15 protein-coding genes are annotated in these 14,533 nt (G+C 48.4%); 11 read left to right on the forward strand and 4 right to left on the reverse strand.

The features are described 5' to 3' along the window. Positions 1-38 precede the first annotated feature (38 nt). Together NDA03_RS12020 and NDA03_RS12025 are read left to right on the forward strand one after the other, a co-directional pair. On the forward strand, positions 39-2,099 hold the full coding sequence (locus tag NDA03_RS12020; protein ID WP_348238113.1) for a ribonuclease R family protein: 2,061 nt from the start codon (positions 39-41) through the stop codon (positions 2,097-2,099). Positions 2,100-2,280: 181 nt separating this feature from the next. Then, entirely contained in the window at positions 2,281-3,084 is an 804-nt protein-coding gene (locus NDA03_RS12025) for a tetratricopeptide repeat protein (protein ID WP_348238114.1), read from the forward strand. Between the two features lie 120 nt (positions 3,085-3,204). Here NDA03_RS12025 and NDA03_RS12030 read toward each other — a convergent pair whose 3' ends face one another. Both NDA03_RS12030 and thiO read right to left on the reverse strand, forming a co-directional pair. Continuing rightward, entirely contained in the window at positions 3,205-3,384 is a 180-nt protein-coding gene (locus NDA03_RS12030) for a ssl1498 family light-harvesting-like protein (RefSeq protein WP_190412567.1), read from the reverse strand. A 183-nt stretch (positions 3,385-3,567) separates the two neighbouring features. Beyond that, positions 3,568-5,556: a glycine oxidase ThiO gene (thiO, locus tag NDA03_RS12035; RefSeq protein ID WP_348238115.1), complete on the reverse strand. Its 1,989-nt coding sequence runs from the start codon at positions 5,554-5,556 to the stop codon at positions 3,568-3,570. Positions 5,557-6,384: 828 nt separating this feature from the next. Here thiO and bchL point away from each other — a divergent pair. The 9 genes from bchL to NDA03_RS12080 all read left to right on the forward strand — a co-directional run bounded on the left by bchL (position 6,385) and on the right by NDA03_RS12080 (position 11,635). Beyond that, a complete protein-coding gene (gene bchL, locus NDA03_RS12040) occupies positions 6,385-7,251 on the forward strand; it encodes a ferredoxin:protochlorophyllide reductase (ATP-dependent) iron-sulfur ATP-binding protein (protein WP_190412565.1) in 867 nt (288 codons plus the stop codon). Between the two features lie 115 nt (positions 7,252-7,366). Next, positions 7,367-7,861 (forward strand): DUF5331 domain-containing protein, encoded by a 495-nt coding sequence (locus tag NDA03_RS12045; protein ID WP_347275935.1) that lies wholly within the window; start codon positions 7,367-7,369, stop codon positions 7,859-7,861. A gap of 40 nt (positions 7,862-7,901) precedes the next feature. Continuing rightward, positions 7,902-7,988, forward strand: coding sequence for a DUF5331 domain-containing protein (locus NDA03_RS12050; protein WP_190677898.1), 87 nt, complete (start codon positions 7,902-7,904; stop codon positions 7,986-7,988). Positions 7,989-8,151: 163 nt separating this feature from the next. Continuing rightward, the gene (locus NDA03_RS12055; RefSeq protein WP_190412562.1) at positions 8,152-9,558 is read left to right on the forward strand and encodes a ferredoxin:protochlorophyllide reductase (ATP-dependent) subunit N; all 1,407 of its coding nucleotides are present in this window, start codon (positions 8,152-8,154) and stop codon (positions 9,556-9,558) included. Between the two features lie 116 nt (positions 9,559-9,674). Continuing rightward, positions 9,675-9,812, forward strand: coding sequence for a hypothetical protein (locus NDA03_RS12060; RefSeq protein ID WP_348238116.1), 138 nt, complete (start codon positions 9,675-9,677; stop codon positions 9,810-9,812). Between the two features lie 71 nt (positions 9,813-9,883). Continuing rightward, positions 9,884-10,114 (forward strand): hypothetical protein, encoded by a 231-nt coding sequence (locus NDA03_RS12065; RefSeq protein ID WP_190412561.1) that lies wholly within the window; start codon positions 9,884-9,886, stop codon positions 10,112-10,114. Between the two features lie 56 nt (positions 10,115-10,170). Continuing rightward, on the forward strand, positions 10,171-10,296 hold the full coding sequence (locus NDA03_RS12070; RefSeq protein WP_277878948.1) for a hypothetical protein: 126 nt from the start codon (positions 10,171-10,173) through the stop codon (positions 10,294-10,296). A 53-nt stretch (positions 10,297-10,349) separates the two neighbouring features. Continuing rightward, the gene (locus tag NDA03_RS12075; RefSeq protein WP_190412560.1) at positions 10,350-10,907 is read left to right on the forward strand and encodes a hypothetical protein; all 558 of its coding nucleotides are present in this window, start codon (positions 10,350-10,352) and stop codon (positions 10,905-10,907) included. An 83-nt stretch (positions 10,908-10,990) separates the two neighbouring features. After that, complete coding sequence (locus NDA03_RS12080) at positions 10,991-11,635, forward strand: DUF3318 domain-containing protein (protein WP_190429385.1); 645 nt, start codon at positions 10,991-10,993, stop codon at positions 11,633-11,635. A 158-nt stretch (positions 11,636-11,793) separates the two neighbouring features. Here NDA03_RS12080 and NDA03_RS12085 read toward each other — a convergent pair whose 3' ends face one another. Continuing rightward, positions 11,794-13,272, reverse strand: a complete 1,479-nt coding sequence (locus NDA03_RS12085) for an esterase-like activity of phytase family protein (RefSeq protein WP_190678808.1) — start codon at positions 13,270-13,272, stop codon at positions 11,794-11,796. Positions 13,273-13,470: 198 nt separating this feature from the next. After that, positions 13,471-14,259, reverse strand: a complete 789-nt coding sequence (locus NDA03_RS12090; protein ID WP_190436871.1) for a 7-carboxy-7-deazaguanine synthase QueE — start codon at positions 14,257-14,259, stop codon at positions 13,471-13,473. Positions 14,260-14,533 lie beyond the last annotated feature (274 nt).

Consider the following 14,533-nt stretch of genomic DNA (forward strand, 5'->3'; position numbering starts at 1 on the left):
GGCTGTCCAATGAATGCTACTGCGTAAGCCAAAAACTTGTGGAGAAAGGAACGTTAATTGAGTTTCGGCTGCATGGAGAGCGGCGTCTTGCTGTTGCAGAACGTCAAGAAGGCAAAACGCACTGGATTGTGGTAGACGAGAAAGGTCAATCCCACACCATCCATCCCCGACAAATGACCTATAAGATTGCAGGTGAAAGCTATAAACCTGCACAAATTTCCAGCTTCCTCCAAGAGGTACAGCGCTATCTGGACCCAACTGGCTTGGAGGTAGCATGGGAATTATTGGTAGAGGATGGAACGAGCGTTACAGATGTGGAAATGGCGTCAGTGCTGTTTTCTGACAAAAGTGCCCCCCTATGTTACGCAGCGTACTATTTGCTATCTGAAGATAGACTTTATTTCAAGCAAAAAGGCGATCGCTACGAGCCGCGTCCTGCTACTCAGGTAGCAGAACTGAAACATCAGATAGAAGTCGAAAAAGAACGGCTCTTGCGGCGACAAGAATTTGTAGAGCGGGTGCAAAAGGCGCTCGCTGGCGAACAGGTAGAGTGGGAACGCCGCGAACGTCAACGCCTGGAAGCCATTGAAAAATATGCGGCTCTGTTGACAGATGTCGTTCGTGCTGGACTCAATCAAGAATCTCTGAATCGCGCCTATCCCCCTCCAGCACCTGTTTTGGAAACAATGAGCGAGCTTGGACGCCCTGGAACTCCCCAAGCTGCGTTTCAACTGCTGGTGGATTTGGGATTGTGGAGTCCTCACGAAAATCTATATCTGCGGCGCAGTCAGATCCCCGTTCACTTTCCAGACAAGGTGATAGAAGTGGCTAAGCAGTATGCTGAGTTCGCGCCGAACGATTCGGATGAGCACCGATTAGATCTGACTCATTTGAAGGTGTACACGATTGATGATGAAAGTACAAAGGAAATAGACGATGGATTGAGTATGGAAACCCTCGCCGATGGGCGTCAGCGGCTTTGGATACACATTGCCGACCCCTCGCGCTTGGTTTCCCCAGGAGATGAATTAGACTTAGAAGCTAGACGGCGTACCACAACGTTGTATTTACCGACGGGGATGATTCCGATGTTCCCGCCGAGTTTGGCAACCGGGCCGATGAGCTTAGTGCAAGGAAAAATTTGTTGGGCGCTGAGCTTTGGCGTGCTTTTGGATGAAAAAGGTGCCGTAGAGGACTATTGCATCAGTGCCAGCTTAATTAAGCCGACCTATCGCCTGACTTACGACGATGTGGATGAGATGCTGCAACTGGGTATCCAGGCAGAACCAGAGATAACAGCGATCGCTTCTTGGGCGAAACGTCGCCAATCATGGCGGCAGTCCCAAGGATCGATTAACATCCATATGCCAGAGGCGATGATTAAAGTCAATGGTGACGAAATCATCATTGAAATTTTGGAAGACTCACCCGCACGCCAATTGGTGGCGGAGATGATGATTCTCACGGGTGAAGTAGCTGCCCATTACGGCAAAACTCACAATATTCCCCTGCCCTTTCGCAGTCAACCCCAACCCGAACTTCCCTCAGAAGAGGAACTATTGCAGCTGCCAGCGGGACCTGTAAGATTTTGTGCAATGCGGGGATGTATGCCTCGTAGCGAAATGAGCATCACGCCGGGACGACACGCCGGTTTGGGGCTGGAAACTTACGCTCAGGTAACATCTCCAATCCGCCGCTACAGCGACTTGCTGGCGCATTTCCAAATAAAGGCGCATTTACGCGGCGAACCCACGCCTTTCTCAGCGCAAGAGTTACAAGAAATCATGCTGGGTATCGGTACCGCTTCCCAAGAAGCAAGGTTAGTTGAACGTCAGACAAATCGTTATTGGGGGTTAGAGTACCTGCGGCGTCATGGCGATCAGGTTTGGCAAGCGCTGATGCTGCGATGGTTGCGAGAAGATGACCGGTTAGGATTAATTTTGTTAGAAGATTTGGGATTAGAGTTGGCGATGCGGTTCACCCACTCAGTGGCACTGGGCGATCGCTTAGAAGTCCGAGTCAGCCATGCCGACCCCCGGCAAGATGTCATTCAGTTCCGCCAGCTTATCGATCAGGAAGCTCAGCCAGCTGGCACGTAAAAAAATAGTGCAAAGGATTGATTCGACAGGACTGAGTGAGAAAATAGTGCTGAGGACTACCTCAAGAGGAAGAAACAGAAAATAGATTTCACGTTTCCCCTGATGTTTATTTTTTACCTCAACGATCGGTCTTCAGCTTTCAGTCCTCAGTCCTTTCCAGCGGGGCGAGAAAAGACAAGCTATGAATAACATTCGCAAAACTATCGCCATTGTCGGAATCACCACAGTAATTGGTGGAATTCCTACGGCTGTCTACGCTCAGTTGCCGCCCAGCCAGTTACTGAGTGCTGCTGATAATAATAAGGCAACGATGAGCGCGGTTGATTTATACAACCGGGGCGTTGATAAACTAGACGCCGGTGATTATGAGGGGGCGATCGCAGACTTTGACGAAGCGATCCGTCTTGCTCCCCAGGATGCAGAGTCTTATTACAACCGGGGGTATGCCCGTCACATCCTCGGAGCTTATCAGCAAGCAATCGCAGATTACACTGAGGCGATTCGGATTAATCCTGAGTACGGAAATGCTTACGGCAACCGGGGATATTCCTACTATCTTCTCGAAAACTATCAACAAGCGATCGCTGATTCTACGGAGGCGATCCGACTCAATCCCAAAGATGCAAGTGTCTATATTAACCGAGGCAATGCTCGCGACGATCTAGGAGAAACTCAAGCCGCAATTGCCGATTTTAACCAAGCTTTACAAATCGACCCCAAGAATGCCAGAGCTTATTACAATCGGGGTTTAGCTTACAACCGGCTAGGAGAACACGCCAAAGCACTTGACGATTATACTCAAACGGTAAATTTAGATTCTAAATTTGCTGAAGCCTATTACAACCGCGCAATTACCTACTTACGATTGAATAATCGTCAAGCCGCAGTTGCAGATTTTCAGAAATCCGCAGACCTTTTCAAGTCCCAAGGAAGGACAGAAAGTTACCAAGACGCCCTAGAAGCGACAAAAAACCTTCAACGGTAAACCTACGTTCAATTCAAAGTAGAAGGCAAAAGACAAAAAAACGAAATTCTGTTTCTTTTTACGCTTAACTTTTTACTTTTGCCTTATTTCACCCGTTCCTGAAAAGTATCAGGTGGGTACTTAGCCTACATTGGATGCCGAAATAGCAACAAATATTAAGCTGCTAAGCAAAGCGATCGCGCCAATTCCCATGAAGAGATAGTTGCGCTTTTGATCCTGGGTTGGCGGTTCTGCTTTGTAAACTTTTGGTTCTACTGCAAAATTGTTCAAACGTCCGCCGTCTTCGGTTGTATATCGCATGAATGATATCCTTATCTGGGATTTATTTTGTAAATAATTGTAACAAAGAATCGGGTCAATGTACTCTATCTTTTGCATGAATTATTTACACTACTTCCGCCAGAGGAGAGAATCTTGGTACCGACTAAGTGCAGGAGTGCCAAGGAGAGGTTGAACTTACATTCTCCTCAGCCCCTTTAGCCTTTAACTGGTAATCGTGCCAGTCAGGGGAGAACTGGGGTTGGCGTAGACTTTTACAGGGATTCGTCCGGCTTGATAGGCGAGACGCCCAGCCTCAACACCCAGAGCCATTGCGCGACCCATCGCGGCTGGATTTTTTGCCCCAGCGATCGCACTATTGATCAACACGGCATCAGCCCCCATCTCCATTGCCTGCGCTGCCTCACTGGGCGTAGCCAGTCCGGCATCCACCACCACCGGCACCCCAGCATTCTCAATAATGATTTCAATATTCGCTGCATTCTTGATGCCCTGTCCGGAACCAATCGGAGAACCCAAAGGCATCACCGTCGCACAGCCAACCTCTTCCAATCGTTTAGCCAGTAGGGGGTCAGCATTGATATAAGGCAGAACTGCAAAGCCTTCCTTCACCAGTTGCTCTGCCGCTTCCAAAGTGCCAATTGGGTCGGGCAGCAGATACTTTAAGTCAGGAATCACCTCTAACTTGACAAAGTTATTGTCTTCTTGACCCAAAAGTTTTGCCATCTCCCGCCCCAGACGTGCCACTCGAATCGCCTCTTCAGCCGTTTTACAGCCAGCCGTGTTGGGTAGCATCCAGATTTTTGTCCAATCCAACGCTTCAGCCAGCCCTTCATGTCCGGGCGCTTTTGTTTGTACCCGGCGCACCGCCACCGTAACAATTTCGCAACCGCTAGTCACAATACTTTGCTGCATTTCTTCGATGCTGCGATACTTGCCGGTACCAGTCATCAGGCGAGAGCGAAAAGTCCGACCCGCAATAATTAAAGGATCGGATGGCAGGGTTTCCAAGGAATGATTCATCTGTATGGACGAGCCTTGAATTCTCCCGGATTCAGAAGGATGGCTTATTTGAAGCATTTTGGGGGTTGCATTGATGGGTTTAGATCCAGCGTAGAACCTGGAGTAGTGAAAATGGTCTAACAGGGGATCGGACTTTTGCTCCCAAATCAAGTCTGCCACTAAGGAAGCCGTCACGGGTGCCAGCAAAATTCCGTTGCGGTAATGACCCGTCGCCAGCGTTAAATTCTCGCAGGCGCTAGAACCGAGAATCGGTAACTCATCGGGTGTCGCCGGTCGAAATCCCCACCAAAATTCTTGGACGGGAAAGTTCTGCAAGGCGGGATAAAGCCGAATCGCGCTTTCCAGTAAGGTTCTGATTCCGGCTGGAGTGTTATGGGGTGTGAATCCCACATCCTCGCTAGTGGCTCCCACGATCAGTTGTCCATTCCGACGCGGCACGATGTAGATTTCCTCACCAAACAGCACCCGCTTGAGAGGCAATCCCTCCTGACTACCCCCAGGCACTTGCACGGATAACATTTGACCCTTTTTCGGGCTGACCGGAATTGGCAATAATTCATTTGACCAAGCCCCGGTGGCTAAGACATAGTGTTGAGCGCGAAAATCCCCAGATGCTGTTCTGACGCAGTTGATTCTCCGGTTCTGTTGCTGGAGGGCTTCAGCTGCCACGCCTTCACGGATATCTACACCTAATTCCCTCACTGCCACCCGCAAGGCTTGAACTAAAGCCCGATTGTCTACTTGACCATCTTCGGGATACCACCAACCACCAACAACGTCTGAACCCAGTCCGGGTTGAATTTGATGAATTGCATCTTTATCTAACCAATGTGCTAAGGAGTGAGGACTGAGGGCTGAGGACTGAGGATTGAGATAAACGGGTGCCAAGATGCCACTAGGCCAGTAGCCGATAGATACCCCTGCGATCGCTTCCAGTTTGCTTGCCCAGTCCGGATACAAATCCCGACTCCGCAGACATAAATCCAGCATTGCGCCCGTCGGAATCCCTTCTGCTTGGGGTGCTAGCATTCCAGCAGCAGCATGAGCCGCTGCGGAGTTGAAGTCGCGGCACAAGACGGTGACGGTTGCCCCCCGTAAGCGAAGTTCGAGGGCGATCGCTAAGCCAATCGCACCGCCGCCGATGATGAGAATGTCACTTTCTGTATTCATATAGATATAGTTGCTTTAACTAAAATCCGACTCTAAGGCTTTCCATAAATCAACGCATACGCCTTAGAAAAAGATGGCGTCCTAATTTAAGCCTAGTCAAGAAGCGTTGCCAATGAGCGGTAGCGATCGCTTTAGTCTTGGTCATGGCGACGGATTGCTTCGGAACACGAGGCGCTTCGCAAAACCATCCCTCCTCCCCTTTCGGTGATTGATGTTAGCCTCTTCCCGCCCCTCTGCGATCTTCTCCCTGACTGTGAACTCAACTCGGATTCCTAGAAAACAGTCTCTCAAAAATTAATAATTATTCATCAAAATCCCCACTTTACTTGCAGATGCCTCTGTGACCCTTTTGATTAGCCATCTGCTTCAGGCAGTGTAGCCGATTAGGCGAAGTCAATCCGAGTTATAGGTACAGTTTAAGACTTTCTCGACGAGCGCCGTTGTTCGCAGAGTCCTAAATAGCCTCAAATTATCGGTTTCACGTTGTAGCGTGAGCGTCTTCTCTTCGCCCCGAGCTTTTTGTCTTTTGTTCCCCATTCTTAATTAAGAGAGTACAAAACCTCTTAAATATTTAAATTGCAGCTTTATCAGCATTTTTAGCAAAAGAAAAACATTAAAGAATTATCTATTTTCTCAATAATCGCGATTAGTACCTAATCCATTCATCCATCCCCTTTATTTTCTGCGGCAGTTGGACAATAATGCAGTTCATACCCAGATAAAAAGCAATCTACGGCTGGCTTTCTTCGGCAGCGACTTTATTCATGCCCTGCCTAACACCAAAGACAACCATCCTGGTTTGAAATGAAACTATAGGAGACGAAGCGCGTGAAACTGTCAGTATACGGAAAAGGCGGAATCGGCAAATCCACAACCAGCTGCAATATCTCTGTGGCTCTAGCCAAGCGCGGCAAGAAAGTCCTGCAAATTGGCTGTGACCCCAAGCACGACAGCACCTTCACCCTGACCGGCTTCCTGATTCCCACAATTATCGACACGCTTCAAGAAAAGGACTACCACTACGAAGATGTCTGGGCTGAAGATGTCATCTACAAAGGCTATGGCGGCGTTGATTGCGTAGAAGCAGGAGGTCCCCCAGCTGGTGCCGGTTGCGGCGGTTACGTGGTAGGCGAAACCGTGAAGTTACTCAAGGAACTGAACGCCTTCGATGAGTACGATATCATTCTGTTTGACGTACTTGGTGACGTGGTATGCGGTGGCTTTGCAGCTCCCCTCAACTATTCGGACTACTGCTTGATTGTCACTGACAATGGCTTTGACGCCTTGTTTGCAGCCAACCGGATTGCCGCTTCTGTCCGTGAAAAAGCTCGGACTCACCCCCTGCGTCTCGCCGGATTGATTGGCAACCGCACTGCTAAGCGCGACCTGATCGAAAAATACATTTCTGCGGTACCAATGCCAGTGCTGGAAGTGTTGCCGCTGATTGAAGACATTCGCGTTTCCCGTGTTAAGGGCAAAACTCTGTTTGAAATGGCAGAGACTGACCCCTCGCTCAACTACGTCTGCGATTACTACCTCAACATTGCCGACCAAATTCTGGCGCGTCCAGAGGGTGTTGTGCCGAACGATGCTCCAGACCGCGAGTTGTTCTCCTTGCTGTCTGATTTCTACCTCAATCCCACCAAGCCAGAGGTGAAGACTGAAGAACAAGAGCTAGATATGATGATGGTTTAGGGAGCTAAGGATGGAGAATGGATCAATGCTTTTAGTGTCAATCTTGACGTGCGTATTGTTATGCACCATTCTCCAAACCAAATTATTTTCACCAGCATCAGCATCAAGTCCAACTGTGAACACCGAGCAGCTATGTCCTGAGCAGCTACGTCCTGAGCAACTACGTCCTGAGCAGCTACGGGAATCGGTCAGAGCCAAATGGCTAGACTACTATCGAAAAAATCACTACTGGCTCAATCGTCTGCAAGTCTGGGTGACATCTGAAGGACAAAGACGCCCTACCTCCAGCTTCATTTTGGCGACGCTATCGACTCTAGACCCGCAATTTAATGAAATGCTTCCCCTGATTGTGGATCTCAATGCAGATCCCGACCGAATTGTGGCGAGCTTTGGGCTAGACTTCGATCCCGACGATGAGCTAGAGGCATTACCGGCGGCTCCCGACGATGAGCTAGAGGCACTATCGGCTGAAAAAACAGATACAGAGGAAGTCAGAATGCTACCTCCATCTGCTGTCAATGTTGCTCAATCAGCCAGTCGTATCGCTGCTAAGGTGGATGAATCTTGCGAGGGAGTTTACAAAAAGCATCGCTTTCCTTGGCAGCGTTAAAAGTTAACACCAGTATTGGCAGGATGAGCTAACAGAAAGTATGACTTTTTTTGAAAACTTTACATCTGCTTTGAAGCAGAAGTTGTTGGAATATTTTCAAGCGAATCGTTCCTGGAGCGCTCTGTAAATGAAGCTTAAGGATGCAGAGATTGTCGCTCGAATCCCAAATCCTGAGTAATTTGTCAATAGTTATGAGTCATTAAATCAGAATTTCTTTGTCTCTGGAATGACTAATAACTAATCACCTTTTGACTAACAATCAATTAAAAATTTGAGAGGAAACCTTTACTATGACCCTTGCGAATACAGAACCGGAAGCGCTTAATTTTGAGTGTGAAACTGGAAATTATCATACATTTTGTCCGATTAGCTGTGTAGCTTGGTTGTACCAAAAGATAGAAGATAGTTTCTTCCTAGTTATTGGTACAAAAACCTGTGGCTACTTCTTACAAAACGCGATGGGGGTGATGATTTTTGCGGAACCCCGCTACGCGATGGCTGAATTGGAAGAAGGAGATATCTCCGCTCAGTTGAATGACTATGAAGAGTTGAAGCGGCTGTGTTTGCAAATTAAGCGCGATCGCAACCCCAGCGTCATTGTTTGGATTGGCACCTGCACCACCGAAATCATCAAAATGGATTTGGAAGGCTTGGCACCCAAGCTAGAATCCGAAATTGGCATCCCCATTGTGACGGCTCGCGCTAATGGTTTAGACTACGCCTTTACTCAAGGGGAAGACACCGTACTGGCGGCGATGGCTGCCCGTTGTCCCGATAAAGCACCCGTGGTAGAAACTGAGAAGAAAGAAAGGAATGCGATCGCTTCTCTGCTCAACTTCGGCAAGAAAAAAGAAGATGTCGCCGCCGATGAATCGGAATATGTCAAGCATCCGCCACTGGTTCTCTTCGGTTCTCTCCCCGATCCAGTGGTTACCAATCTGACACTGGAACTGAAAAAGCAAGGCATTAAAGTTTCAGGTTGGTTGCCATCCAAGCGTTACACCGAATTGCCAGTTCTAGAAGAAGGCTACTACGTCTCTGGCATGAACCCCTTTCTCAGCCGCACCGCCACTACGCTGATGCGTCGCCGCAAGTGCAAACTCATCGGCGCACCCTTCCCCATTGGTCCCGATGGCACCCGCGCCTGGATTGAGAAAATCTGCTCGGTGTTCGGGATTGAACCCAAAGGGCTAGATGAGCGGGAAGCTCAAATCTGGGAAAATCTGGAAGACTACGTCCAGTTGATTCGCGGCAAATCTGTCTTTTTCATGGGCGATAACTTGCTGGAAATCTCCCTAGCTCGTTTCCTGGTGCGCTGCGGCATGACTTGCCCAGAAATCGGCATCCCCTACATGGATAAGCGTTATCAAGCCGCTGAGTTGGCGCTGCTAGAAAAAACTTGCCACGAAATGGGTGTACCAACGCCTAGGATTGTGGAGAAGCCAGACAACTATAACCAAATTCAGCGTATTTACGAACTCAAGCCAGATTTGGTGATTACTGGTATGGCTCACGCCAACCCGTTAGAAGCACGGGGGATTAACACTAAATGGTCGGTTGAGTTCACTTTTGCTCAGATTCACGGCTTTACAAATGCTCGTGACATCCTGGAATTGGTGACTCGTCCGCTGCGCCGGAATAACAATTTGAAAGATTTGGGTTGGGATAAGTTGGTGAGGGAAGAAGCGAAGATTTAAGAACCTCATCCCTTGCCTCTCTCCGCTTTTAGCTGAGGGGTGTAAGAGATAATCAATAGTAGGAGCGATCTAGATGCGATCGCTCCTATTACTTTTCTCAGTAAAGTTAGGTCATCTTGATAGAAGGGTCGGCGATCGCTTTTTTACCCAACTACAGAGGACGCAGAGGACGCGAAGAAAGAGAGGAAGCGATCGCACTCCCCTTTTTTTGCACTTGCGTAGCATTCCACCCCAGTTTAGTCAGAGGCAGCTAGAATTAAATGAAACTTTGCGCGATCGCTCAGGATCGTTCCCTGCACTAAAACGCGGTAGGAGAAAAAACTGTATGAAAACAAAATTATCTTTGGTTACGATCGCTTCTAGCACTGCGATCGCTAGTAGCATTTTGTTGGGTTCAGTCAGTTCCGCTCAACCCTGTTCGCTTAGGTCTACTTATTATCGAGAACGGTACGAGCAAGCGAGTTGGTTACGTTCTCCATTGGCAGCAGTCATTACATTACCTGGAATCGCCCTCGCAGCAGCACTCTATCTTGGCGGTCGTTCCTACCAGCGCTAGGCAAATTTGAACTGTACCGCAGGCATCTGGCATTGGGTTTTTCGGAGCAAAATTGCTTGAGAAACAAAAGACGCGATCGCTATCCTAGCTCCAACCCAAACCCCGATCGGAACAGCGTTAGAAGCAAGCGATCGCCCCAAGCCCTAACTAAAGAGGGCTTTCTCTATGCCGTTGTCAGATAGCACGTTATACTGTGTCGTGTTATTCCTGCTCCATCTGACGCAGCGAGGCTGTCATGGGCGCTACTTTACGACAGATTGCCACGTATCTAGACAATCAAGGTTGGAAATATCATATTGACGAAGAAGCGTACCGGATTCTGACGGGTGTACAAGCTGAAAACGTAGACGAATTCTTGATTGTTGTCCAGCTGGATGAGGATGGGGAATTTTTCAAGGTATTTGCGCCCCAAGTTATATCTGGAGTTAAAGATCATCCTTACAAAGAAGCGATCCTCCAGACAATGCTGTGCATTTCCTGGGAAACCAAAATGCTGCAATGGGAATATGACCCAAACGATGGCGAAATTCGTGCCATCATTGAGTTTCCCTTAGAAGATTCAAGTCTTACCGAAAAACAATTCAACCGTTGTTTGTCAGGTTTAATTCAAATTATTGATAATGTAGCGATGCCTCGACTGAAAGAGGTGATGGAAACCGGCAAAGATCCAGGCGATCGAGAATTGGGAGAAAGGCTACTGCTTACCCTTCAAGAAGAAGCTCCTGGATTACTGCAAATGTTGGAGAGAGCGATGGAAGCGCGTAAGAAGCGGGGACTATTCCCATCTGAGTGAATCTGAATCCGGGCACGAAGATCGCTATACTCCAAAGTAATAACCTTACGATTGAAAAGCGAATTTCCTGGGGCTGGACGACTATGACATCCTATGCAACCTCTTCTGCTAGAGCTGAGATGAGCGAACTCCGGCGGTTAAAAACCTTACTGCCGCCAGAATTGCAAAGCTGGGTAACAGTCGAAGGAACGACTGAAGTGAATCCACCCCTGATCCGCTGTGAAGAAATTGGCAAGGATCAAATTGAGGTTCAAATTGATCTAGTGAAATGGGATCAGCTAGCACTCGATCAGCGGAATTTACTGTTTTGGCACGAAGTCGCCCGAATTCAAAACGACACCATCCCTAGAGATGGCTGGGAAATGGCAGCGCTTGCAATTGGTTTAGGCGGTGCTGTCGGCGAACTGTGGGTGCAGGATGGCTTGCTGTTGATATTAGCCTTGGCATTGTGTGGCGTTTCAGGCTGGAGATTGTATCAAAAAAATAGTGGGGAGAAGCAGGTAAAAGAGATGATTGAAGCGGATGAGAAAGCGATCGCGCTTGCCACCCGCTTTGGTTACTCCCTCCCCAACGCCTACAAAAGTTTGGGTAGCGCTTTGAAAGCTTTGCTAGAGCTAACCCCAAACAAAAGGCAACGGAGCAAATACGAAACGCGGCTTTCTGCCCTCAAGCGTAGTGCTGCCAAAGCCAAAGCTAAAGTCAAAGGCGCACGCGAGGACTCAATATAAAGACTCTTCCGATGCGATCGCATCCAAATCTTCGTTACCAGGCGTAAGCTGAGTAACGAGATTGAGGAATTCTTCTGTTTTACATGAGTGCCTGTCTTTCCCCAAATTCGGGTGTACCAAAGCTACACCCGAATTTGGGCAATGTTTACATTGCCTTTTTATTGCCGCCGCTTAAGCAACAAACCGCCAAAACCCAGTAGCATTAATCCAGCCGTTGCCGCTGGTTCTGGCACTTTTTCCGGAGGTACAAACCCCTCTAACTCTGTAGCACTAGCTTTGAACGAGTAGAGGTAGCCTGGAAGTAATTTTTGTCCGGCGGGACAGCCGCTATCAATAGATACGAGAGTAAAGGCTGTACCATCTGTGCAAACATCCTGCTGACCAGCATTCCCCTGAGTCACACTAAAGTCGTTATCCGTGCCAAGGATAATTGCGTAGGAACCATCCGTTAGCTTAGGCCCGATTGTCAAACCTTCCAACTTCTCAGGGATTACTTGACCACTCGCCTTCAGCTGCGCTGCAACATCTAAAAACAGAGACTTGCTAACAGGTATTACGCCAGATGGTAAAGTATTTGTACCTATCAAGCTGATGTTGCTGACATCTGTGGCACCTGTGAGATCAATTTTGTAAACCCGCTTACTGGCGACTGGGGCTTTACTTAGAGGATCGGCTTCGCCCACGCCGCGATTATCGCGTTCCAGTACTAGGAACTCATTGTTATTAAGGGCGGTAATGGCGCTAATGCCAATATTACGACCTTGAGAATTCTGCCCAAAATCGTCATCAGTTCCGGGAATGCGATCGTTAATAGCGGCAAGACTTTCTAGCTGGTAAATATATTGGGCAACGCTATCACCTGTTGCCGTATTAAACTCCACAATTCTCAAGTTCTGGCTGCGTCGTCCATCGGGACTTCCCTCAGTTACGAGCGGGTCTTGCAGCATCGCATACAGTTTTTTACCGTCTGGGCTAAGAGTTACTCCCTCAAAGCCTCGGTTATCCTGGCGACCGCTAGTAAGGATTGGGCGACCATCGACATAGTTGGGAACGCTTCCAGCTAGAGGAAGTAAGTTGCTTGGAGTGGCAAAGGCCCGGATGAACGAACCAGTCGAAGTGAACTCATAAACAGAGGGGCCATACTCGTCTGAAACGTAGAAGTTGCCGTTGGGTGCAACTGCAAAGCCTTCTGGATCGAAGCTAAGACCCAGAATTCCGGTATCGCCGTTCAGTAACTGGGGGTTCAACCCGTTGAGGTTCTCACCGTCCTTAGTAAATAAAATGGTCTTCAGCAGCTTAAAGTTGCTAATCGTCCCCGTGTTTGGGTCAACATCCAGCGAAAATTTCTGAACTCGGGTTTCGTAGGAAAGTACACCGCCTCCTGGACCGCGATCGCCCAAACCGTAGTACACATTCTCGTAGCGATCGTAATATAGATCCGAGAAAAAACCTAAGCGATTGATGTTAGCACCACCATTGCCGCCATTAGTCGGGAATAGATCCGTACTTTCCCCCGGAATCGCCAGAGTATTAACTAGGGAAGCGGCATAAGTAGAGGTGGTATTTGCCGTGATAGAGAGCATAGATAGTGCCAGCGAGCAACTAACCGTCCAAAGCCAATGCTTTGCTTTCATAATGTCTTAGCCTCAGAACTTTTACTATCACGAGCATCAGACGGTTACTTTAAAAGCTGGTTAAAGATAACTTTAAAGCGGTCTTCCACACAGTAATTTCACATAAGTATTCCGGTTCTTCATCAATTCTTTATTCAACTACACAAATTTACTAATCAGGATTCGTGGTTCCTGAGAATTCCTGATGAACCATCAACAATTCTAAAGTTGACCCAGCATTTTGTGAGTCTGTGGCACAACTCGCACTTGTTTGAGACTTCGCTTCATTAATGCCTGCCACTCCAGAACCTGCGCGGGGGTTGGGGCAAACACTGGCAGATGATGGGGCATTTGTAGGGGTGTTACTGGCTGTAAAAACACCGGGATAGCAGGGCTAACTGCTGCCACCAATTCAGATGCCTGTTCCAGCTCAGATGGCTCAGTTTGGCTAGAAATAATTAATTTGACAAAACTATCAACCCGTGAGTCATGGCAAAGCTGGAGAAATTCCCTGTGCGCTTCCCACCTTTGTTCTCCACTGACGCTAGGCAGCTTCATATCCATGCCTACAGAGTCCAGGAAGGGCAAAATCGGGGCTAGTTGTTCTGGACGATGACCGCCAGTTTCTAGGTAGAGTGGCAACCCTGTGGAGTGGCGCAAAACAGGCAGAAATTTAGCTAGGAAGGGAGCATGAAGCAGCGGTTCGCCACCCGTGAGGCTGATGCTGTCGTGCAAACCGGGTTGATTTTGCCGTTCAATCCATTCTAGTAACACCGAGCTAGACACTGGATTGGAGTGGGTTTCAAAGTCTCTTTGACCAGGTGTTTGCTCCACAGTACATTTATCTGGAGCTAACCAGGTGTGGGCACTGTCGCAAAAATGGCAGCGCAGGTCGCAGATGGCAAAGCGGATAAATATTTGGCGGGTGCCTACATTCAGTCCTTCCCCTTGAATGGCGGAGAAGACTTCAATTAGCCGCGCAGTGGGATAGTCGGCAGTTTTAGGGGTCATTGTTGCTCTGACTTGAGATGCGACTGGTTCGCTCCGGACTGGGTTTACTTTAAGGGTTCTACTAATCCCATTATCTGCCTTGAATTCCTAGATTAACCACGCGGGAAGGATGCTTGGCTCTGCGCGTGCTGCCAACAACTGCCAACGGCGATCGCTCTTAGCAGGGGGTTTCCCAGTCAGCCTTCTCACCGCTTGATAATTCTGTCAATATTGATGATTCCGGTCGATCCCTGAGGATAACTCACGATAACTACAATTTTTAACCACCGCCAAG

Origin of the sequence: Trichocoleus sp. Lan, from assembly GCF_039961855.1 — a bacterium.
Classification (GTDB): Bacteria; Cyanobacteriota; Cyanobacteriia; order Cyanobacteriales; family FACHB-T130; genus FACHB-T130.